Below are 15023 nucleotides of genomic sequence, written 5' to 3' on the forward strand. Positions count from 1 at the left end.
GTCACCGATGGAGAACACGATGCCGACCGCCACCGCCACCGCCACCGCCACCACAGCCCGCCCGAACCGCCGCCGTGACCGGCTGCTGACGGTGCTCGCCGGGGCCGCCGCCACGCTGCTGGGCTGGGTGGTCGCGGTGCCACTGGCCGGGGTGGAACTGGCCGCCCGCACCGGCTCGGCCACCCAGCGGGTCACCCCGGTGGCGGTGGTGCTGAGCACGCTGCTCGCCGGGCTGGCCGGTTGGGCGTTGCTGGCCCTGCTGGAGCGGGTCACCGGGCGCGCGCGGACCGCCTGGACCGTGGTCGCGATGCTGGTGCTGGTGTTGTCCGTGCTGGGGCCGCTGGGCGGGGGAGTGGGCCGGGCGGCGACCGCGACGCTCGTGGTGCTTCACCTGGTCGCGGGCGCGGTGCTGATCACCGGCCTGCGCCGGACCACCGCCCGGTGATAGGCTCACGGCCGGCGTGACGGGGGGCGGCGACCGGTCGTGTGCTCCTGCTGCCGTCGCCGCTCGGCCAGCGCGAACACCACCAGGAACGCCACCACGCCGGCCACTCCCGCCCAGGCGGCCCACCACCAGAACGGGTGCGCGATCTCCGCCCGCCCGGACAGCACCTGGACGACCGCACCGAGCCGCCGACCCTCCTGCCGCTCGGGCGCCAGGCCCGTGGCGGTCGCGGTGAGCAGCACGGCGACGACCGCGCCGCAGGTTGCCCACTGTCGGGCCCACGACGGCCCGACCGGCGGGTCGGCCCGGTGGCGCCGCCCCGCCCCGATCAGCCCGAACAGCAGCATCCCGCCGGACGCTCCGATGAGACACCCGGCGGCCGCGACCACCGCGAGGTGGGAGTGGTCGCCCGGGGCCACCAGGGTCTCCAACGTTCCCAGGGCCGCGGTCGGCGTCATCAGGACGGCGCCGGCTGCCATCGCCCCGCCCGCCGCCGGCTGGTCGGCAACGGAGACGAGCAGCGCCGCGGCCAGCGGCAGCACCGCCAGAGCGGCGGCGAGAACCTGCGCGTACGGGGACTCCCATGCGGCTCCCTGCGGATCCAGGACGGCCAGCAGCGTCGTGACGGTGGCGTGGACGGCGAGGGCGCACCAGAGCGCCGGGTGGCGCCAGCGGAGCACCGCACCGCCGGTGAGCGGGTGGGCGGGCGGTGGGGTGGGGGGTGTGCGACTCACGCCGCCATGCTGCCAGGTGTGCGCCCGGATCGGCTGCGGCCGGCAGACAACATCCTAGGATGCCGTAGGGGGTGTGGCGCGAAAATTGCTGCCGCGCCGATGTCGAGAACCACCGCCCGGCTTCGTCCCCGCAGTGAACGCGACCAGAATGGATCGCACCGTACGAGGAGAAGAGACCCATGGCGAAGTACCTGCTGCTGAAGCACTACCGCGGTGGACCCACCCCGGTCGTCGACATGCCCCAGATCGACAGGTGGACGCCGGAGGAGATCTCCGCGCACGTGCACTACATGCAGGAGTTCGCCGCGCGGCTGCAGGACAGCGGCGAGTACGTCGACGGTCAGGCGGTCGCCCCGGAGGGCACGTTCGTGCGCTACGACGGCGAGGGACGCCCGCCGGTCACCGACGGCCCGTTCGCCGAGACGAAGGACCTCATCGCCGGCTGGATGGTGATCGACGTGGACAGCTACGAACGCGCGGTCGAGCTGGCCGGGGAGCTGTCGGCCGCGCCGGGGCAGGGCGGCAAGCCGATCCACGAGTGGCTGGAACTGCGTCCGTTCCTGACCGCGCCACCCACCATCACGGAGTGACCCGCCCGATGGACGAGGTCGCGCTGCGCAGCCTCACCCCGGGCGTACTCGGTGTCCTCGTCCGCCGCGGGGCCGACTTCGCGGCGGCCGAGGAGGCCGTGCAGGACGCCCTCGTCGACGCGCTGCGCGCCTGGCCGGCCGACCCGCCCCGCGACCCGCGCGGCTGGCTGGTCACCGTGGCCTGGCGGCGGTTCCTCGACGCGGCCCGCGCCGACGCCGCCCGACGCCGTCGCGAGGACATGGTCGAGGAGGAACCGCCGCCCGGCCCGGTGCCCGGCGTGGACGACACGCTCTGGCTCTACTTCCTCTGCGCGCATCCGTCGCTGAGCCCGTCGTCGGCCGTCGCGTTGACGCTGCGCGCCGTCGGCGGGCTCACCACCCGGCAGGTCGCCCAGGCCTACCTGGTGCCGGAGGCCACCATGGCGCAGCGGATCAGCCGGGCCAAACGCACCGTGGCCGAGGTCCGGTTCGACAAGCCCGGCGACGTCGCCACCGTGCTGCGGGTGCTGTACCTGGTGTTCAACGAGGGCTACTCCGGTGACGTGGACCTGGCGGCCGAGGCGATCCGGCTCACCCGGCAACTCGCCGCCGCCGTCGACCACCCGGAGGTGGCCGGGCTGCTCGCGCTCATGCTGCTGCACCACGCCCGCCGGCCCGGCCGGACCACGCCCGACGGCACCCTGGTGCCGCTGGTCGAGCAGGACCGCAGCCGGTGGGACACGGCGCTGATCGCCGACGGCGTCGGCATCCTCCAGACCGCCCTGTCCCGCGACCGGCTCGGCGAGTTCCAGGCCCAGGCCGCCGTGGCGGCCCTGCATGCCGACGCGCGCAGCGCGGCGGACACCGACTGGGTGCAGATCGTCGAGTGGTACGACGAACTCGTGCGCCTGACCGACAATCCGATCGCCCGGCTCAACCGGGCGGTCGCGGTGGGTGAGGCGGACGGCCCGCGCGCCGGGCTGGCGGCGCTCGCCGCGCTCGACGACACACTGCCCCGCTACGCGGCGGTGGCCGCGTACCTGCACGAACGCGACGGCGACCCGGACCGGGCTGCCCGGCTGTACGCGGAGGCCGCCCGCCGGGCGCCGAGCCTGGCCGAACGCGACCACCTGAACCGGCAGGCCGCCCGCCTCAACACCCGCCGCCCGTCGAGGGCTGACGGATGAGCGGAACCCGGGCGCGGGTGCTGGCCCGACTCGCCGACCACCTCGTCGTCCGCCGTCCGCCGCACCCGCTGCGGGTGGCGGTGGACGGCCCGGACGCGGCGGGAAAGACCCGACTGGCCGACGATCTGGCCGAGGTGCTGGGCGCGCGGCGGCCGGTGCTCCGCGTGAGCGTCGACGGATTCCACCAGCCCGCCGCGATCCGCCGGGCGCGGGGTCCGCTCTCGCCCGAGGGCTACTACCGGGACGCCTTCGACCACGAGACGCTCGTGACGCGGGTGCTGCGTCCGCTCGGACCCGGCGGCGACCGGCAGTACCTGCCGGCGGCGTACGACCTACGCGCGGAGACGCCCGTCACGGCAGAGCCGGTGCTGGCACCGGTCGACGCGGTGCTGCTGGCCGACGGGGTGTTCCTGCTCCGGCCGGAGTTGCGGGCGCACTGGGACGTGACCGTGTACCTGCACGTGGAGCCGGAGGAGACGCTGCGCCGGGCCCTGCTCCGCGACGTCGAGGTGTTCGGCTCGGCCGAGGAGGTGCGCCGCCGTTACCGCGCGCGCTACCTGCCGGGGCAGGAGTTGTACCGGGCCGAGGTGGGCCCGGCGCGCCACGCGGACGTGGTGCTCGATCTCACCGACCCGCTCGCGCCGGTGGTGCTCGCCTGGCGGGGGTAAAAACCGGTCGGCATGGCCCATCGACGCTGGTAGGCTGCCTCGCCGTGACGGGGGAACGGCTCGGCGGGCGCTTCGCCCGACTGTGGACGGCGAGCACGCTGTCCGCGCTGGGCAGCGGAACGGCGACGGTGGCCGCGCCGCTGTACGTGGCGTCGGTCACCGACGATCCGCTTGTGGTGTCGGCCGGTGCTGCGGTGTCGTGGCTGCCGTGGCTGCTGTTCGCGCTACCCGGTGGCGTGTTGGCGGACCGGGTGGACCGGCGCCGGCTGATGGTGCTCATCGACTGGGTGCGCGTCGCCGCGCTCGCCGCGCTGGCGGTGGCGATGCTGCTCGACCGGGCCGGGATCGTGCTGCTCTACGCGGTGCTGTTCGTGGTGAACACCGGCGAGGTGGTGTTCCGCACCGCCGCGCAGGCGGTGGTGCCGGCGGTGGTGCCGCGCTCGCTGCTGGAACGCGCCAACGGCTGGCTGGGCGGCGGCACGCAGGTGATGCAGAACATGATCGCCGGCCCGCTCGGCGGGTTCCTGTTCGTCCTGGCGGCGGCGCTGCCGTTCGCGCTCAACGCCGGCACGTACGCGCTATCCGCCGTCTTTATCGGTCTGCTCGCCGGTACGTACCGGGCCGGGCCGGCGTCTCAGGAGCGGCCGTCGGTCCGGGCGGAGGTCGCGGAGGGGTTCCGCTGGCTGTGGGGGCAGCGGCTGCTGCGCACCATGACGGTGCTGATCGGCCTGCTCAACGTCACGCTGACCGCGGCGGTGGCGGTGCTGGTGCTGCTCGCCACCGAGCGGCTGGGGCTGGGCTCGGTCGGCTACGGCGCGATGTTCACCTGCATGGCAGTGGGCGGCGTGCTCGGCTCGCTGGTGGGGGACCGGCTGATCGCCGCGATCACACCCACCTGGACCGTGCGGACGGGCCTGCTGGTCGAGGCGGGTCTGCACCTGGCGCTCGCCGCGTCCCGCAGCGCGATTGTGGTCGGGTTCGCGCTGTTCGCGTTCGGGGCGCACAGCGCGTTGTGGAACATCGTGGCGAACTCGCTGCGGCAACGTCTCACCCCGCCCGCGTTGATGGGCCGGGTCGGCAGCACCACCCTGTTCGTCGCGGCGGGCGGCAACTGCGTCGGCGCGCTGCTCGGCGGCGTGGTGGCGGCCCGGTTCGGCATCACCGCGCCGTACTGGGTGGGTTTCGTGGTGGCGGTCGCGGTGATCGCCGCGACGTGGCGGGTCTTCGACCGGGCGACGGTGGCCGCCGCCTACGCCGAGCCGGCCCCGCAGAGGCCCGCGCCGGTGGCCTGAGCGCGGGGCGACCGGTGACGCCGCCCGCCGATGTGACAGCGTGGCCGGATGCAGGCATCCTCCCCGGTCGACGTCGACCTCGCGTTGGTCGGCGGCGGTGGCGCCGCGTCCCTGGTCCTGGCCGCCCTGGACCGCCACGGCGTGTCCGGCCTGCGGGTCGCGGTGGTCGACCCGGTGCGCAAGCGCGGCCAGGACCGCACGTGGGCGTTCTGGGGCACGCCCGGCGACGACCTGGACCCGCTGCTGAGCGCGAGCTGGTCGCAGGTCGACGTGGTCACCCGCGCCGGCCGCCGCGTCCTGCCGCTGGCCCCGCTGCGGTACGCCATGCTCCGCTCCGCCCCGGTCTACGACCGGGCTGCCGCGGCCGAACGGCGCCTGGACGCGGTGCGGGTGGGCGCCCCGGCGGGGGAGCTGCGTGACGACGGCGAGCGGGTGACCGTCCGCGATCCGGACGGGCGGGACCTCGTGCGGGCCGGCTGGGTGCTCGACTCGCGTCCCCGCCCGCCGTCGCGGCCGGGGCGGACCAGCTGGTTGCAGCACTTCCGGGGCTGGTGGCTGGCCGCCGACCGGCCCACGTTCGACAGGCAGCGGGCGGTGCTGATGGACTTCCGCACCCCGCAGCCGCAACGGGGGGTCTCCTTCGGGTACGTGCTGCCTGTCGACGACCGGTTCGCGCTCGTCGAGTACACCGAGTTCGGCCCGGCGGTGCTCGACGACGCCGGCTACGACGCGGCGCTGCGCGGGTACGTCGACCTGCTCGGCCTCGACCTGACCGCACTGCGGGTGCGGGAGGTGGAGAACGGGGTGATCCCGATGACCGACGGCCCGTTCGAGTCCCGGCCGAGCCCGCGGGTGGTGCGGCTGGGCACGGCCGGTGGCGCGACCCGCCCGTCCACCGGCTTCACGTTCTCCGCGATGCTGCGCCAGGCCGACCAGGTGGCCGGGGCGCTCGCGGCCGGGCGACCGCCGGTGCCCGCGCCCGCGTACCCGGGTCGGCACCTGTGGATGGACGCGGTGGCGTTGCGCGCGCTGGACCGCGGGCACGTCAGCGGGGTGGAGTTCTTCGAGCGGCTCTTCGACCGCAACCCGCCGGAACGGGTGCTGCGGTTCCTCGACGGCACGACCAGCCCGGCGGAGGACCTGGCGGTGATGCGGTCCAGCCCGTTGCTGCCGATGACCGGCGCGGTGCTCGGCGACGCCGCCGGGCGGCTGCGCGCCCGCCTGCGCCGCTAGGCCTCACTAGATCACGCGGCGCCGTACCCGCCACACCACCACACCGATCAGGATCGCCGCGACGGCGATGAACAGGGCCGCCTCGATGAGCTGGAACGTCCAGAACCGGTCGGCCGGCTGGTAGACCCCGAACTGCTGGATGCCCCGCGCCTGCAGGAACTGGTTCAGGTTTGCGCCGGCCCGGTTGGCGGCACCCTCCAGCTCGTGGTACTCGGTCCGGCTCAGCCTGCGCCCGGTGGCGTCCGCGTAGCCGTGTTCGATCACCCAGTCGGCGATGCCGGGCACGGGCGGACGCCCCGCCTGGCCGTTCGGGCCTCCGACGGGGACCGGCTCCATGGTGGTGAGCGGCGTGGCATACGCGGGACGGGCCAACAGCGCCACCGACATCCGGGCGGCGAGGAACGCCCCGAACGCGACGCCGAACGCGGGCAGACTGCGCCGCAGGACCGCTCCCGCGGCGGTGGCGACGCCGAACGCGAACAGCGCGTACGCCACCGGGACAAGTCCCTCCAGGTCGAAGGCGTCGTACTGGAACCGCCCTTCCCACGCGTCGAACGGCTGGCGGAACCAGGTGAGCACCGCGGTGAACATCCCGGTCAGCGCGACGGTGACGCCGGCCAGCGCCGCGAGCTTGGCCGCCAGCCAGCGCATCCGGGGCACGGCCTGCGTCCAGGCGAGCTGCCAGGTGCCGTCCTCCAGTTCGCGGGCGAGCAGCGGCGCGCCGAGGAACGCGCCGACGACGACGGGGACCAGGTAGAAGGCCGCCAGGAGGTTCTCGACGTACCCGTACTCCTCGTCGAGGCGGCGGAAGGAGGCCGCGCAGGTCTCGTCGACGGCGGCCTGCCCCGAACATCGGGCGGGACCGCCGGGGAACAGGTCGTGGGCCTGCGTCCCGAGCACGAGCAGGGCAATGCCGAACACGCCGACGAGCAGGCCCAGGACGCAGACCTCGGTCCGGTGCTGGCGCCAGATCAACCAGGTCATGCCGCGCCCCCCGACGTGACGGCGGCGCTCGCCTCGGACGGCCGGTGCAGGTACGCCAGCACCAGGTCCTCCAGCGCGACGGGCCGGGCCTGCCACCCGGGCGCGGCCGGGATCCCGCCGTCGCGTACCAGCAGGGTCGTGTGCCGGTCGCTGTGGGTGGCCTCCACGACGGCGCCGGCCCGGTCGAGGTCGGTGGCCGTGCGCGGGCCGACGAGCAGCCGGTGCTCGGCGAGGAGGGTGTCGATGTCACCGGTGAGCGTGACCCGGCCCTGGTTGAGCACGACCAGGTGGTCGCAGACGCGCTCCAGTTCGTGTACGACGTGGGAGGAGAACAGGACGGTCACCCCGCCTTCGGCGACCGCGCCCATGAGGACCTGAAGGAACTCGCGTCGGGCCAGTGGGTCGAGGCTGGCCACCGGCTCGTCGAGGACGAGCAGGTCCGGCCGCTTCGCCAGGGCCAGGGCCAGCGCGACCTGGGCCTGTTGTCCGCCGGAGAGCGTGCCGGCCCGGTGGTCGAGCGGGATGCCCAGCTTCGCCAGCCGGCGCTCGGCCAGCTCCTGGTCGAACCGCAGGTTGCAGGCCCGGCCGAAGCGGAGCATCTCGGCGACGGTGAAGCGCTTGTACAGCGGGTGGTCCTGGGCCAGGAACCCGACCCGGGACAGAGTTCGCGGGGTGCTGGCCGTGACGTCGTGACCGAGGACCTCCGCCGTGCCGGCGCTCGGTGCCAGCAACCCGACGACCAGGCGCAGCAGCGTGGTCTTGCCCGCGCCGTTCGGCCCGACCAGGGCGATCACGCTGCCCGTCGGCAGGGCCAGGGTGCAGTCGCGCAGCGCCCAGCCCTTCCGGTACCGCTTGCCCACGCCGTCGGTGCGCAGCGCGAACCCGGTCGCGCTCACGCCACGTCCTCATTCCTCGTCTGCTGGTGGACGGAGGTGAAGAGCGCGTCGACCGCCTGCTCGTCGAGGCCGGCGGCGTAGGCGCGCCGCAACCAGGTCGCCAGGCCGCGGTGCAGCGACGTGTACGTCGATGCCGACACCGCGGCCGACTGCTGTGCGTTGACGAACGTGCCCTGGCCGGGTCGGCCGGTGACCAGGTTCTCCTGCTCCATCTGCCGGTAGGCCTTGGCGACGGTGTTCGGATTGATCGCCAGGTCCTCGACGACCTCGCGGATGAGCGGGAGGCGGTCACCGGGTTGGAGGAAGCCCAGCAGCACCGCCTGGCGGACCTGCTGGACGAGTTGCAGGTACGGCGGCACGCCGGAGTGGGTGTCGAGCCGGAAGACGAACACGTAGCTCCCTCCTGCTTTACTAGTAACATAGTAAAGCAGGAGGCTTGTTCGGCGCTACCGGCGGCCGGCCGCCTCGGTGACCCGGTCGCGTACCAGCCGCCGCAGCCCCTCCATCGGGTCGCCGTCGCCCGCGCCGAGCCGGTTGCGCACCGCCGCCACCGTCAACCCCAGTTCCGGGTACGCGAACGCGAGGCTGCCGCCGCTGCCCGCGGTGCCGAACGACCCGTCGCCGTCCACCGCGTAGCCCAGCCCGAACGTGCTCTCCTGCCCGAACACCCACTCCTGGGCGCGGACGGCCGGGGCGGACACCGCACGCATCCGACCGGCGGAGAGCAGCCGTACCCCGTCGACCGGGCCGAGCAGCGCCGCGTACATCCGGGCCACCGCCCGGGCGCTCATCGTGCCGACCGACGGCACGTCGGCGCGCAGCACGTCGGGGCGGGAGCCGATCACAGTGTCCGGGCGTACCGCGGGCGGGGCGACCGCGTCGAAGTGCGGCAGGTTGGCCCCGGCCCAGCTCATCAGCGCGGACAGGCCGGCGTCCTCCAGGCGGGCCAGCCGGGGCAACTCCGCCTCCGGTACGCCGAGGAACAGCTCCCGGTCCACGCCGAGCGGCCCGGACACCTCCTCGGCGAGCACCCGCGACACCGGCGCGCCGGTGACCCGCCGGACCACCTCGCCGAGCAGCCAGCCCCACGTCCAGGCGTGGTACGCGAGTTGCTCGCCGGGCCCCCACAGCGGCCGCGCGTCGGCCAGCAGCGCGGACATGCGCGCCCAGTCGGTGAAATCCTCCGGCGTGACGTCGGCGGGCAGCGCGGGCAGGCCGGCGGTGTGGGTGAGCACGTGCCGCAGCGTGATGCCGTCCTTGCCGTGCCGGGCGAACTCCGGCCACACCGCGGCGAGCGGCAGGTCGTAGTCGAGCCGCCCCTGCTCGGCCAGCACGTGCACCACTGTGGCGGTGAGTCCCTTGCCGGTGGAGACCGCGTGCACGGGCGTGTCGGCGGTCATCGGCCGGCCCGTGGTGGTGTCGGCGAGCCCGGCCTGTTCGGTGACGACCGCGACCCCGCCCAGGTAGGCGGCCACCTGCACGCCCGCCTCCCGGCCGGAGGAGACCAGCTCGCCGATCGTCGCCCGTACCTCGGCCCGCAGGTCGTCCCAGCGCGTCTCCACGACCAGTCAGCGTGCCAGACGGGCCCGTCGACCGTCGCATGCTTTTCGGCGGACGCGGCGCTGCCGCCGCTCGGCTGCGCCGACCTCCGGCGCGGCGGGTCGGGTGGTCCCGCCGGGTCGCGTACCCGGTAGGTTGCCGGGCATGGCGGAGGCGGACACCGGCCGGGTCGTGGAGATCTGGACCGACGGCGCGTGCAGCGGCAATCCCGGGCCCGGCGGGTGGGGCGCGGTGCTGCGCTGGGGCGGCCACGAGCGGGAGCTGTGCGGCGGTGAGGCGACCCCGACCACGAACAACCGGATGGAACTGACCGCGGCGATCCAGGCGCTGGAGAGCCTGACCCGCCCGGTGACGGTACGCCTGCACACCGACAGCACCTACGTGCGCAACGGCATCACCGGCTGGCTGAACGCGTGGAAGCGCAACGGTTGGCTGACCGCCGCGAAGCAGCCGGTGAAGAACGCCGACCTGTGGCAGGCGCTGGAGGCGGCGTGCGCCCGGCACGACGTGACCTGGCTGTGGGTGAAGGGCCACAACGGGCACCCGGAGAACGAGCGCGCCGACGCCCTGGCGAACCGGGGCATGACGGAGGCGCGGGGCGGCGACCCGGCGGCCACCGCTCCGCGCGCGCGTCAGCGCAGGGGCCGGCCCTCCTCGATCTCCGCCGGCTCGTCGGCCGGGTCGCCGGCGCCGGAGACGGCGTCGACGTCGTAGCCGGCCCGGCTGGTCTCCCGCGCCGAACGCCGGTCCTCCGCGGGCAGGTCGGCGAAGTCGTCACCGGTGTCGTCGGTGGTGTGCAGGGACTCGCCCGGCGGGCGCAGGGACGCCTCGTACGCGGTCGCGCCGTCGGGCTCGTCGCCGGCCGCGCGGCCGAAGGACTCTTCACTGGTCATGTCGCACTCCTGCCCGCAGCGGGTGGCGGCAAACGTTCAGTTCGCCGCGTCCGGGTGGGTCGGCATCGAGGAGCCGCCGGAGCTGCTGCCGGAGGCGCCTCCGGCCATGCCCGACCCGTCGTCCTCGGTCACCTCGTCCGGTTTCGGCTCGTCCGGTGCGGGGGCCGGCACGTCCGTGTCCGCCGCCGCCTGCACCAGCGGCACCTGTCCCGCCTCGTCCTCGGCGTGCGCCGGGTCGACCGGCTCCTCGCCGTCGCGTGCCCGATATCCCACCGGTCCACCTCCCGTCGTCCGCGCCGCCTTCCCCACCAACCCCCGCCCAAACCCGCACCCTCGTCCCGGTGATCAAGGAGTTCGGGCAGCGATCCGGCCCCGAACTCCTGATCATCGGGGCGCCGGGCCGGGACTGGGATGGGGCGGCGGTCAGCGGGGGTGGGGCCGGCGGGGGCGGCGGGGGGCCGGGGCCAGCGCCAGGGACCAGTGGGACGGGCGGCGCAGGCCCGGTGGCAGGACCGTGCGGTGGTCGCCGCGCGCGGCGTCGAGCTGCGACTGGTGGGTGAACAGGCACTCGCCCAGGTCCGCGCCGCGCAGGTCGGCCCCGCGCAGGTCCGCGCCGGTCAGGTCGGCGGCGCCGAGACGTACCCCGCGCAGGTCGGCGCCGATCAGGCAGGCGCCGCGCAGGTTCGCCCCGGCCAGCGGGGTACGGCGCAGGTCGACGCCGATGAGCATCGCGCCCCGCCGGTCCGGGCCGGTGCGCCCGGCGCGTGCCCGACCGGCGGCGTGGGACAGCAGCCGGTTGACCCGGTCCCGGTGCGCGTCGACGTCGAGGGCGAGCAGTTCCTCCGGGGTGCCGTCGGTGAGCCGCCCGGTCTCGTCGAGCGCGTCGGTCAGCTCGTCACGCAGCGGGCCGGACGGGGTCAGGCGTACCGCCTCGGTCAGGTACCAGAGCAGCTCGTGTAGCGGCCGTAGCACCGCGAAGGTGCCGAACATCGCTCGCGCGGTGTCCGGGTCGGCGCGCCAGTCGCGGCCGGCGAACGTGTGCTGGGTGAGGTGCTGACCGGCGCCGAAGCAGTCGAAGACGGTGCATCCGGGGAAGCCGCGTTGCCGCAGCTCGGTGTGGATGCCGCAGCGGAAGTCGGCGCCCAGGTTCGGGCAGGGCCGCCCGGCGGGCTTGTCGATGGCGAAGTCCGCCGACGCGGTGAACGCCGGCGCGACACAGCAGACCCCGGCGCAGCGCGAACAGTCCGCCCGCAGCTCCCGCCCGCCCACCCCCACGGTTCCCTCTCCACCCCCCACCCGCCCATTCTCTCCCCTCCCACCCCACCCACCCCGCCCCGCCCCACCCCACCCCGTTGATCATGAGGTTGACGGTGACAAACCGGACCTCGAACGCCGCCAACCTCATGATCAACCAGGCGAGACGGCGGGGCGGGGCGGGCAGGGTGGGGGAATGTCCGAACAGGTGACAACGGCTTCCGTGTCTTGGGGCAACGCATTGCGGATTTGCGAAACGTCTGCCTGAAAGGCTGACAACCGGATTGGGTCGTTATTGCGCCGATGCATTCCCTAGGCCGGATCGTTGTCAATGGATGACAACCGGAACGGCCGTTACCGGAACGATTCTTTTCGACGCCCGGGAGAGCATTACCGTCGGGTAGCAGGACGTTTTCGTCCCGTCGGGAGGACTGCTCATGAGCGAACTGTCGCACCCACCGTCGCTGACTCCGGCCACCGATCCTGGGGCTGCGGGCCCCGATGTCGAGGCCGTTCCCGGCCCCTCGGGCCGATCCGCCGAGATCGTCGGCCGGTCACCCAACCAGCTCGCCTGGCTGCGGCTCAAGCGCGACCGTACGGCCCGGGCCAGTGCCGTGACGCTCGCCGTCGCCGCCCTGCTCGCGCTCGGCGCGCCGCTGCTGGGCGGGCTCACCGGAATCGACCCGACCGACAAGTTCGTCGACCGGCTGAACGATTTCGGCATGCCGATCGGGTACGCCGGAGGAATCAGCGCCCACCATTGGCTGGGTCTGGAACCCGGCAGCGGCCGGGACATCCTGATGCAACTGGTCTACGGTCTGCGGACGTCCCTGTTCATCGCATTCACCTCGGCGCTGCTGGCGTCGTGCATCGGGGTGGCGGTCGGCGTACTGGCCGGCTGGGCCAGAGGCTGGCTGGACAGCGCCGTCAACTGGCTGGTCGACCTGACGCTCGCGTTCCCGTTCCTCATCTTCGCGCTCGCCGTCATCCCGATCCTCCAGGATCGCTTCTACTCCGACCGTGAGGCGCCGTCGCCGGCCTTCCGGGTGGCGTTGATCATCGCCACCTTCAGCCTGTTCAGCTGGACGTACACCGCGCGTCTGGTCCGCGGGCAGGTGATCTCGCTGCGGGAGCGGGAGTTCGTCGACGCGGCCCGGGCGGCCGGCGCCGGCACCACGCACATCCTGGTGCGGCAGCTGCTGCCGAACATCTGGGCACCGATCCTGGTCACCGTCTCCCTGATGGTGCCGCAGTTCATCGCCATCGAGGCGGCGCTGGCGTTCGTCAACATCGGTGTCACCGAACCCACGCCCGACCTGGGCCGCATGATCTTCAACAGCATCGGCTACGTCGCGAGCGACCCCTGGTACACCCTGTTCCCCGGGTTGACGATCTTCCTGCTGGTCCTGGCGTTCAACCTGCTCGGTGACGCCCTGCGCGACTCGCTGGATCCGCGCTCCACCCGGTAAGCCCACCCGGCCATCACGTGCCCGGCCGGCGGGGGCCGCCGGGCGAGGAAGGGAGAACACCGTGCGCGCACGAACCCGGACACTGACAGGTGTCCTCGCCGCGGCGGCGTTGACCGCCGCGGCATGCAACCCCACGCCCGACGACAGCGGCGGCGGCGACCAGACGACCAAGACCCAGAGCGGCTCCATCTCGTACGAGGCCGTCGACAACCAGGGCCCCGCGAAGGCCGTCGACGGGGCTACCCGCGGCGGCACCCTCACCGTGATGCAGCCGGCCGACTTCGAACACCTCGACCCGGCCCGCAACTACGTCAACACACAGCAGGTCGCCGGCGGACTCCTCTACCGCTCCCTCAACGGCTACAAGGAGGACGGCAGCGGGAAGCTGCTGCTCGTCGGCGACCTGGCGACCAACCCCGGCAAGGACGTCAACGGCGACTGCACGGTCTGGGAGTTCACCCTCCGCGACGGCGTGAAGTACGAGGACGGCTCCCCGGTGACAAGCAAGGACGTGGCCCACGGCATCGCCCGGTCGTTCGCGGCCAACCTCAACGAGGGCCCGCACTACATCCAGCAGTGGCTCTACCCGGGCGGGGTGTACAACGCCAGCTACAAGGGACCGTACGACGGTGGCAAGCCGGTCCCCGACGGCGTCGACACCCCCGACGACCGGACCATCCGGTTCACCTTCCCGCAGCCGCACTGCGATCTGCCGTACGCCGCGGCGCTGCCCACCAGTGCGGCGGTGCCCCCGGCCAAGGACACCCGCGCCAACTACGACCTGCGGCCGTTCTCCTCCGGGCCGTACCGGGTGAAGTCCTACCAGCGCGACGTGTCACTCGAAGTGGAACGCAACCCGCACTGGGACCCGGCCACCGACCCGATCCGCAACGCCTACCCGGATGCGATCCGGATGACGTTCGGCCTGGAACAGGCCCAGATCGCCGAGCGTCTGGTGGCCGACGGCGCAGCCGACAAGGCGGCCCTGAGCTGGTCGGACGTGCCGCCGTCGGTGCTTCCCCGCACCACCGGGGCGGGCGTCGCCGACCGCGTGGTCAAGGGCCCCACGCAGTACAACTGGGTGCTCAGCATCAACACCCAGCGGGTCACCGACCTGGCGGTGCGGCGGGCGCTCAACTACGCCGTCGACAAGGATGCCCTGCTCAAGGTGCTCGGCGGGCAGGCCGCCGGCACGCCGGCCACCACGCTGATGTCACCCACCACCGTCGGGTTCACCGCGTACGACGTGTTCAACGCCCCGGTCACCGGGGGCAAGGCCAAGGTCACCGAGCTGCTCGCCGGCAAGCGGCCGAAGCTGGTGCTCGCCCACTCCAGCCTGGAGTTGCGGACCCAGCAGGCCGAGGCGCTGCGCAAGAACCTCACCGACATGGGCTTCGACATCGTGATGAAGTCGATCGAGAACAGCAGCTACTACGACCAGGTCGGCCGCAAGGGCAACCCGTACGACATCTACCTCACCGGCTGGGGCTCGGACTGGCCCACCGGCTCGACGGTGATCCCCCCGGTCTACGACGGCCGGGAGATCGTGGCCGAGGGCAACCAGAACGTGTCGTACCTGAACGAGCCGTCGGTCAGCGCGGAGATCGACCGGGTCCGCAAGCTGCCCGCCGCCGAACAGGACGCCGGTTGGATGGCGCTCGACCGGGTGATCATGGAGAAGTACGCCCCGGTGGTGCCCTGCTACTACGACGCCACCTACGAGTTGCACGGCTCGAAGGTCGGCAACGCCTTCCTCAGCGACGCGTTCGGCATCATCTCGCTCAACGGCATCTACCTGAAGAAGTGACCGTCCCGCGGGGGCGGCCACGACGGCCGCCC

Annotated in this window: 17 protein-coding genes; 9 read left to right on the plus strand and 8 right to left on the minus strand. The window is 73.5% G+C overall.

Translation table 11 applies throughout. From position 1 onward, the window contains the following. Positions 1–7: 7 nt before the first annotated feature. Positions 8–445 carry a DUF6069 family protein gene (locus ACLQ2X_RS02645; protein ID WP_425679287.1) on the plus strand — a complete coding sequence of 146 codons (438 nt, stop codon included), beginning with the start codon at positions 8–10 and terminating at the stop codon, positions 443–445. Between the two features lie 5 nt (positions 446–450). Here ACLQ2X_RS02645 and ACLQ2X_RS02650 read toward each other — a convergent pair whose 3' ends face one another. After that, complete coding sequence (locus tag ACLQ2X_RS02650) at positions 451–1179, minus strand: hypothetical protein (protein ID WP_425679288.1); 729 nt, start codon at positions 1177–1179, stop codon at positions 451–453. Positions 1180–1358: 179 nt separating this feature from the next. On the opposite strand from ACLQ2X_RS02650, the gene ACLQ2X_RS02655 reads away from it, so the two are divergent. The 5 genes from ACLQ2X_RS02655 to ACLQ2X_RS02675 are packed head-to-tail and all read left to right on the plus strand — an operon-like array spanning position 1359 to position 6128. Further along, positions 1359–1769, plus strand: a complete 411-nt coding sequence (locus ACLQ2X_RS02655) for a YciI family protein (RefSeq protein WP_425679289.1) — start codon at positions 1359–1361, stop codon at positions 1767–1769. A gap of 8 nt (positions 1770–1777) precedes the next feature. Beyond that, positions 1778–2935 (plus strand): RNA polymerase sigma factor, encoded by a 1158-nt coding sequence (locus ACLQ2X_RS02660; protein WP_425679532.1) that lies wholly within the window; start codon positions 1778–1780, stop codon positions 2933–2935. Next, positions 2932–3603 (plus strand): uridylate kinase, encoded by a 672-nt coding sequence (locus ACLQ2X_RS02665; protein ID WP_425679290.1) that lies wholly within the window; start codon positions 2932–2934, stop codon positions 3601–3603. Before ACLQ2X_RS02660 ends, ACLQ2X_RS02665 begins: the two co-directional genes overlap by 4 nt. Before the next feature lie 44 nt (positions 3604–3647). After that, entirely contained in the window at positions 3648–4895 is a 1248-nt protein-coding gene (locus ACLQ2X_RS02670; protein WP_425679291.1) for an MFS transporter, read from the plus strand. A 48-nt stretch (positions 4896–4943) separates the two neighbouring features. Continuing rightward, positions 4944–6128, plus strand: coding sequence for a lycopene cyclase family protein (locus tag ACLQ2X_RS02675; RefSeq protein ID WP_425679292.1), 1185 nt, complete (start codon positions 4944–4946; stop codon positions 6126–6128). Positions 6129–6134: 6 nt separating this feature from the next. On the opposite strand, the gene ACLQ2X_RS02680 is transcribed toward ACLQ2X_RS02675, so the two are convergent. From ACLQ2X_RS02680 to ACLQ2X_RS02695, 4 genes are read right to left on the minus strand one after another with little or no spacing between them, the layout of a single operon-like run. Next, positions 6135–7112 carry an ABC transporter permease subunit gene (locus ACLQ2X_RS02680; protein WP_425679293.1) on the minus strand — a complete coding sequence of 326 codons (978 nt, stop codon included), beginning with the start codon at positions 7110–7112 and terminating at the stop codon, positions 6135–6137. After that, on the minus strand, positions 7109–8008 hold the full coding sequence (locus ACLQ2X_RS02685; protein ID WP_425679294.1) for an ABC transporter ATP-binding protein: 900 nt from the start codon (positions 8006–8008) through the stop codon (positions 7109–7111). Before ACLQ2X_RS02685 ends, ACLQ2X_RS02680 begins: the two co-directional genes overlap by 4 nt. Continuing rightward, positions 8005–8400: a GntR family transcriptional regulator gene (locus ACLQ2X_RS02690; protein WP_425679295.1), complete on the minus strand. Its 396-nt coding sequence runs from the start codon at positions 8398–8400 to the stop codon at positions 8005–8007. The genes ACLQ2X_RS02685 and ACLQ2X_RS02690 overlap by 4 nt, the downstream gene beginning before the upstream one ends. Positions 8401–8454: 54 nt before the next feature. Further along, on the minus strand, positions 8455–9570 hold the full coding sequence (locus tag ACLQ2X_RS02695) for a serine hydrolase domain-containing protein (RefSeq protein ID WP_425679296.1): 1116 nt from the start codon (positions 9568–9570) through the stop codon (positions 8455–8457). 142 nt (positions 9571–9712) lie between these two features. Between ACLQ2X_RS02695 and rnhA the strand changes: the two genes are divergently transcribed. Beyond that, positions 9713–10282, plus strand: coding sequence for a ribonuclease HI (rnhA, locus tag ACLQ2X_RS02700; protein ID WP_425679297.1), 570 nt, complete (start codon positions 9713–9715; stop codon positions 10280–10282). Here the strand turns inward: rnhA and ACLQ2X_RS02705 are convergent. From ACLQ2X_RS02705 to ACLQ2X_RS02715, 3 genes are all read right to left on the minus strand, one after another. Beyond that, the gene (locus ACLQ2X_RS02705; protein WP_425679298.1) at positions 10201–10461 is read right to left on the minus strand and encodes a hypothetical protein; all 261 of its coding nucleotides are present in this window, start codon (positions 10459–10461) and stop codon (positions 10201–10203) included. The two genes, rnhA and ACLQ2X_RS02705, sit on opposite strands and share 82 nt — an antisense overlap. A 36-nt stretch (positions 10462–10497) precedes the next feature. Continuing rightward, entirely contained in the window at positions 10498–10734 is a 237-nt protein-coding gene (locus tag ACLQ2X_RS02710; protein WP_425679299.1) for a preprotein translocase YidC, read from the minus strand. A 150-nt stretch (positions 10735–10884) separates the two neighbouring features. Then, a complete protein-coding gene (locus ACLQ2X_RS02715) occupies positions 10885–11757 on the minus strand; it encodes a pentapeptide repeat-containing protein (RefSeq protein ID WP_425679300.1) in 873 nt (290 codons plus the stop codon). A 395-nt stretch (positions 11758–12152) separates the two neighbouring features. Between ACLQ2X_RS02715 and ACLQ2X_RS02720 the strand changes: the two genes are divergently transcribed. Together ACLQ2X_RS02720 and ACLQ2X_RS02725 are read left to right on the plus strand one after the other, a co-directional pair. Continuing rightward, the gene (locus tag ACLQ2X_RS02720; RefSeq protein WP_425679301.1) at positions 12153–13184 is read left to right on the plus strand and encodes an ABC transporter permease; all 1032 of its coding nucleotides are present in this window, start codon (positions 12153–12155) and stop codon (positions 13182–13184) included. Positions 13185–13245: 61 nt separating this feature from the next. Next, the gene (locus tag ACLQ2X_RS02725; RefSeq protein ID WP_425679302.1) at positions 13246–14991 is read left to right on the plus strand and encodes an ABC transporter substrate-binding protein; all 1746 of its coding nucleotides are present in this window, start codon (positions 13246–13248) and stop codon (positions 14989–14991) included. Positions 14992–15023 lie beyond the last annotated feature (32 nt).

The organism is Micromonospora sp. DT31 (genome assembly GCF_049841795.1).
Classification (GTDB): domain Bacteria; phylum Actinomycetota; class Actinomycetes; order Mycobacteriales; family Micromonosporaceae; genus Micromonospora.

Bases quoted from the DNA above. Each gene is read 5' to 3' on its own strand.
- ACLQ2X_RS02645 (WP_425679287.1), top strand. From the start codon at position 8: ATGGAGAACACGATGCCGACCGCCACCGCCACCGCCACCGCCACCACA.
- ACLQ2X_RS02655 (WP_425679289.1), top strand. From the start codon at position 1,359: ATGGCGAAGTACCTGCTGCTGAAGCACTACCGCGGTGGACCCACCCCG.
- ACLQ2X_RS02660 (WP_425679532.1), top strand. From the start codon at position 1,778: ATGGACGAGGTCGCGCTGCGCAGCCTCACCCCGGGCGTACTCGGTGTC.
- ACLQ2X_RS02665 (WP_425679290.1), top strand. From the start codon at position 2,932: ATGAGCGGAACCCGGGCGCGGGTGCTGGCCCGACTCGCCGACCACCTC.
- ACLQ2X_RS02675 (WP_425679292.1), top strand. From the start codon at position 4,944: ATGCAGGCATCCTCCCCGGTCGACGTCGACCTCGCGTTGGTCGGCGGC.
- ACLQ2X_RS02680 (WP_425679293.1), bottom strand. From the start codon at position 7,112: ATGACCTGGTTGATCTGGCGCCAGCACCGGACCGAGGTCTGCGTCCTG.
- rnhA (WP_425679297.1), top strand. From the start codon at position 9,713: ATGGCGGAGGCGGACACCGGCCGGGTCGTGGAGATCTGGACCGACGGC.
- ACLQ2X_RS02705 (WP_425679298.1), bottom strand. From the start codon at position 10,461: ATGACCAGTGAAGAGTCCTTCGGCCGCGCGGCCGGCGACGAGCCCGAC.
- ACLQ2X_RS02720 (WP_425679301.1), top strand. From the start codon at position 12,153: ATGAGCGAACTGTCGCACCCACCGTCGCTGACTCCGGCCACCGATCCT.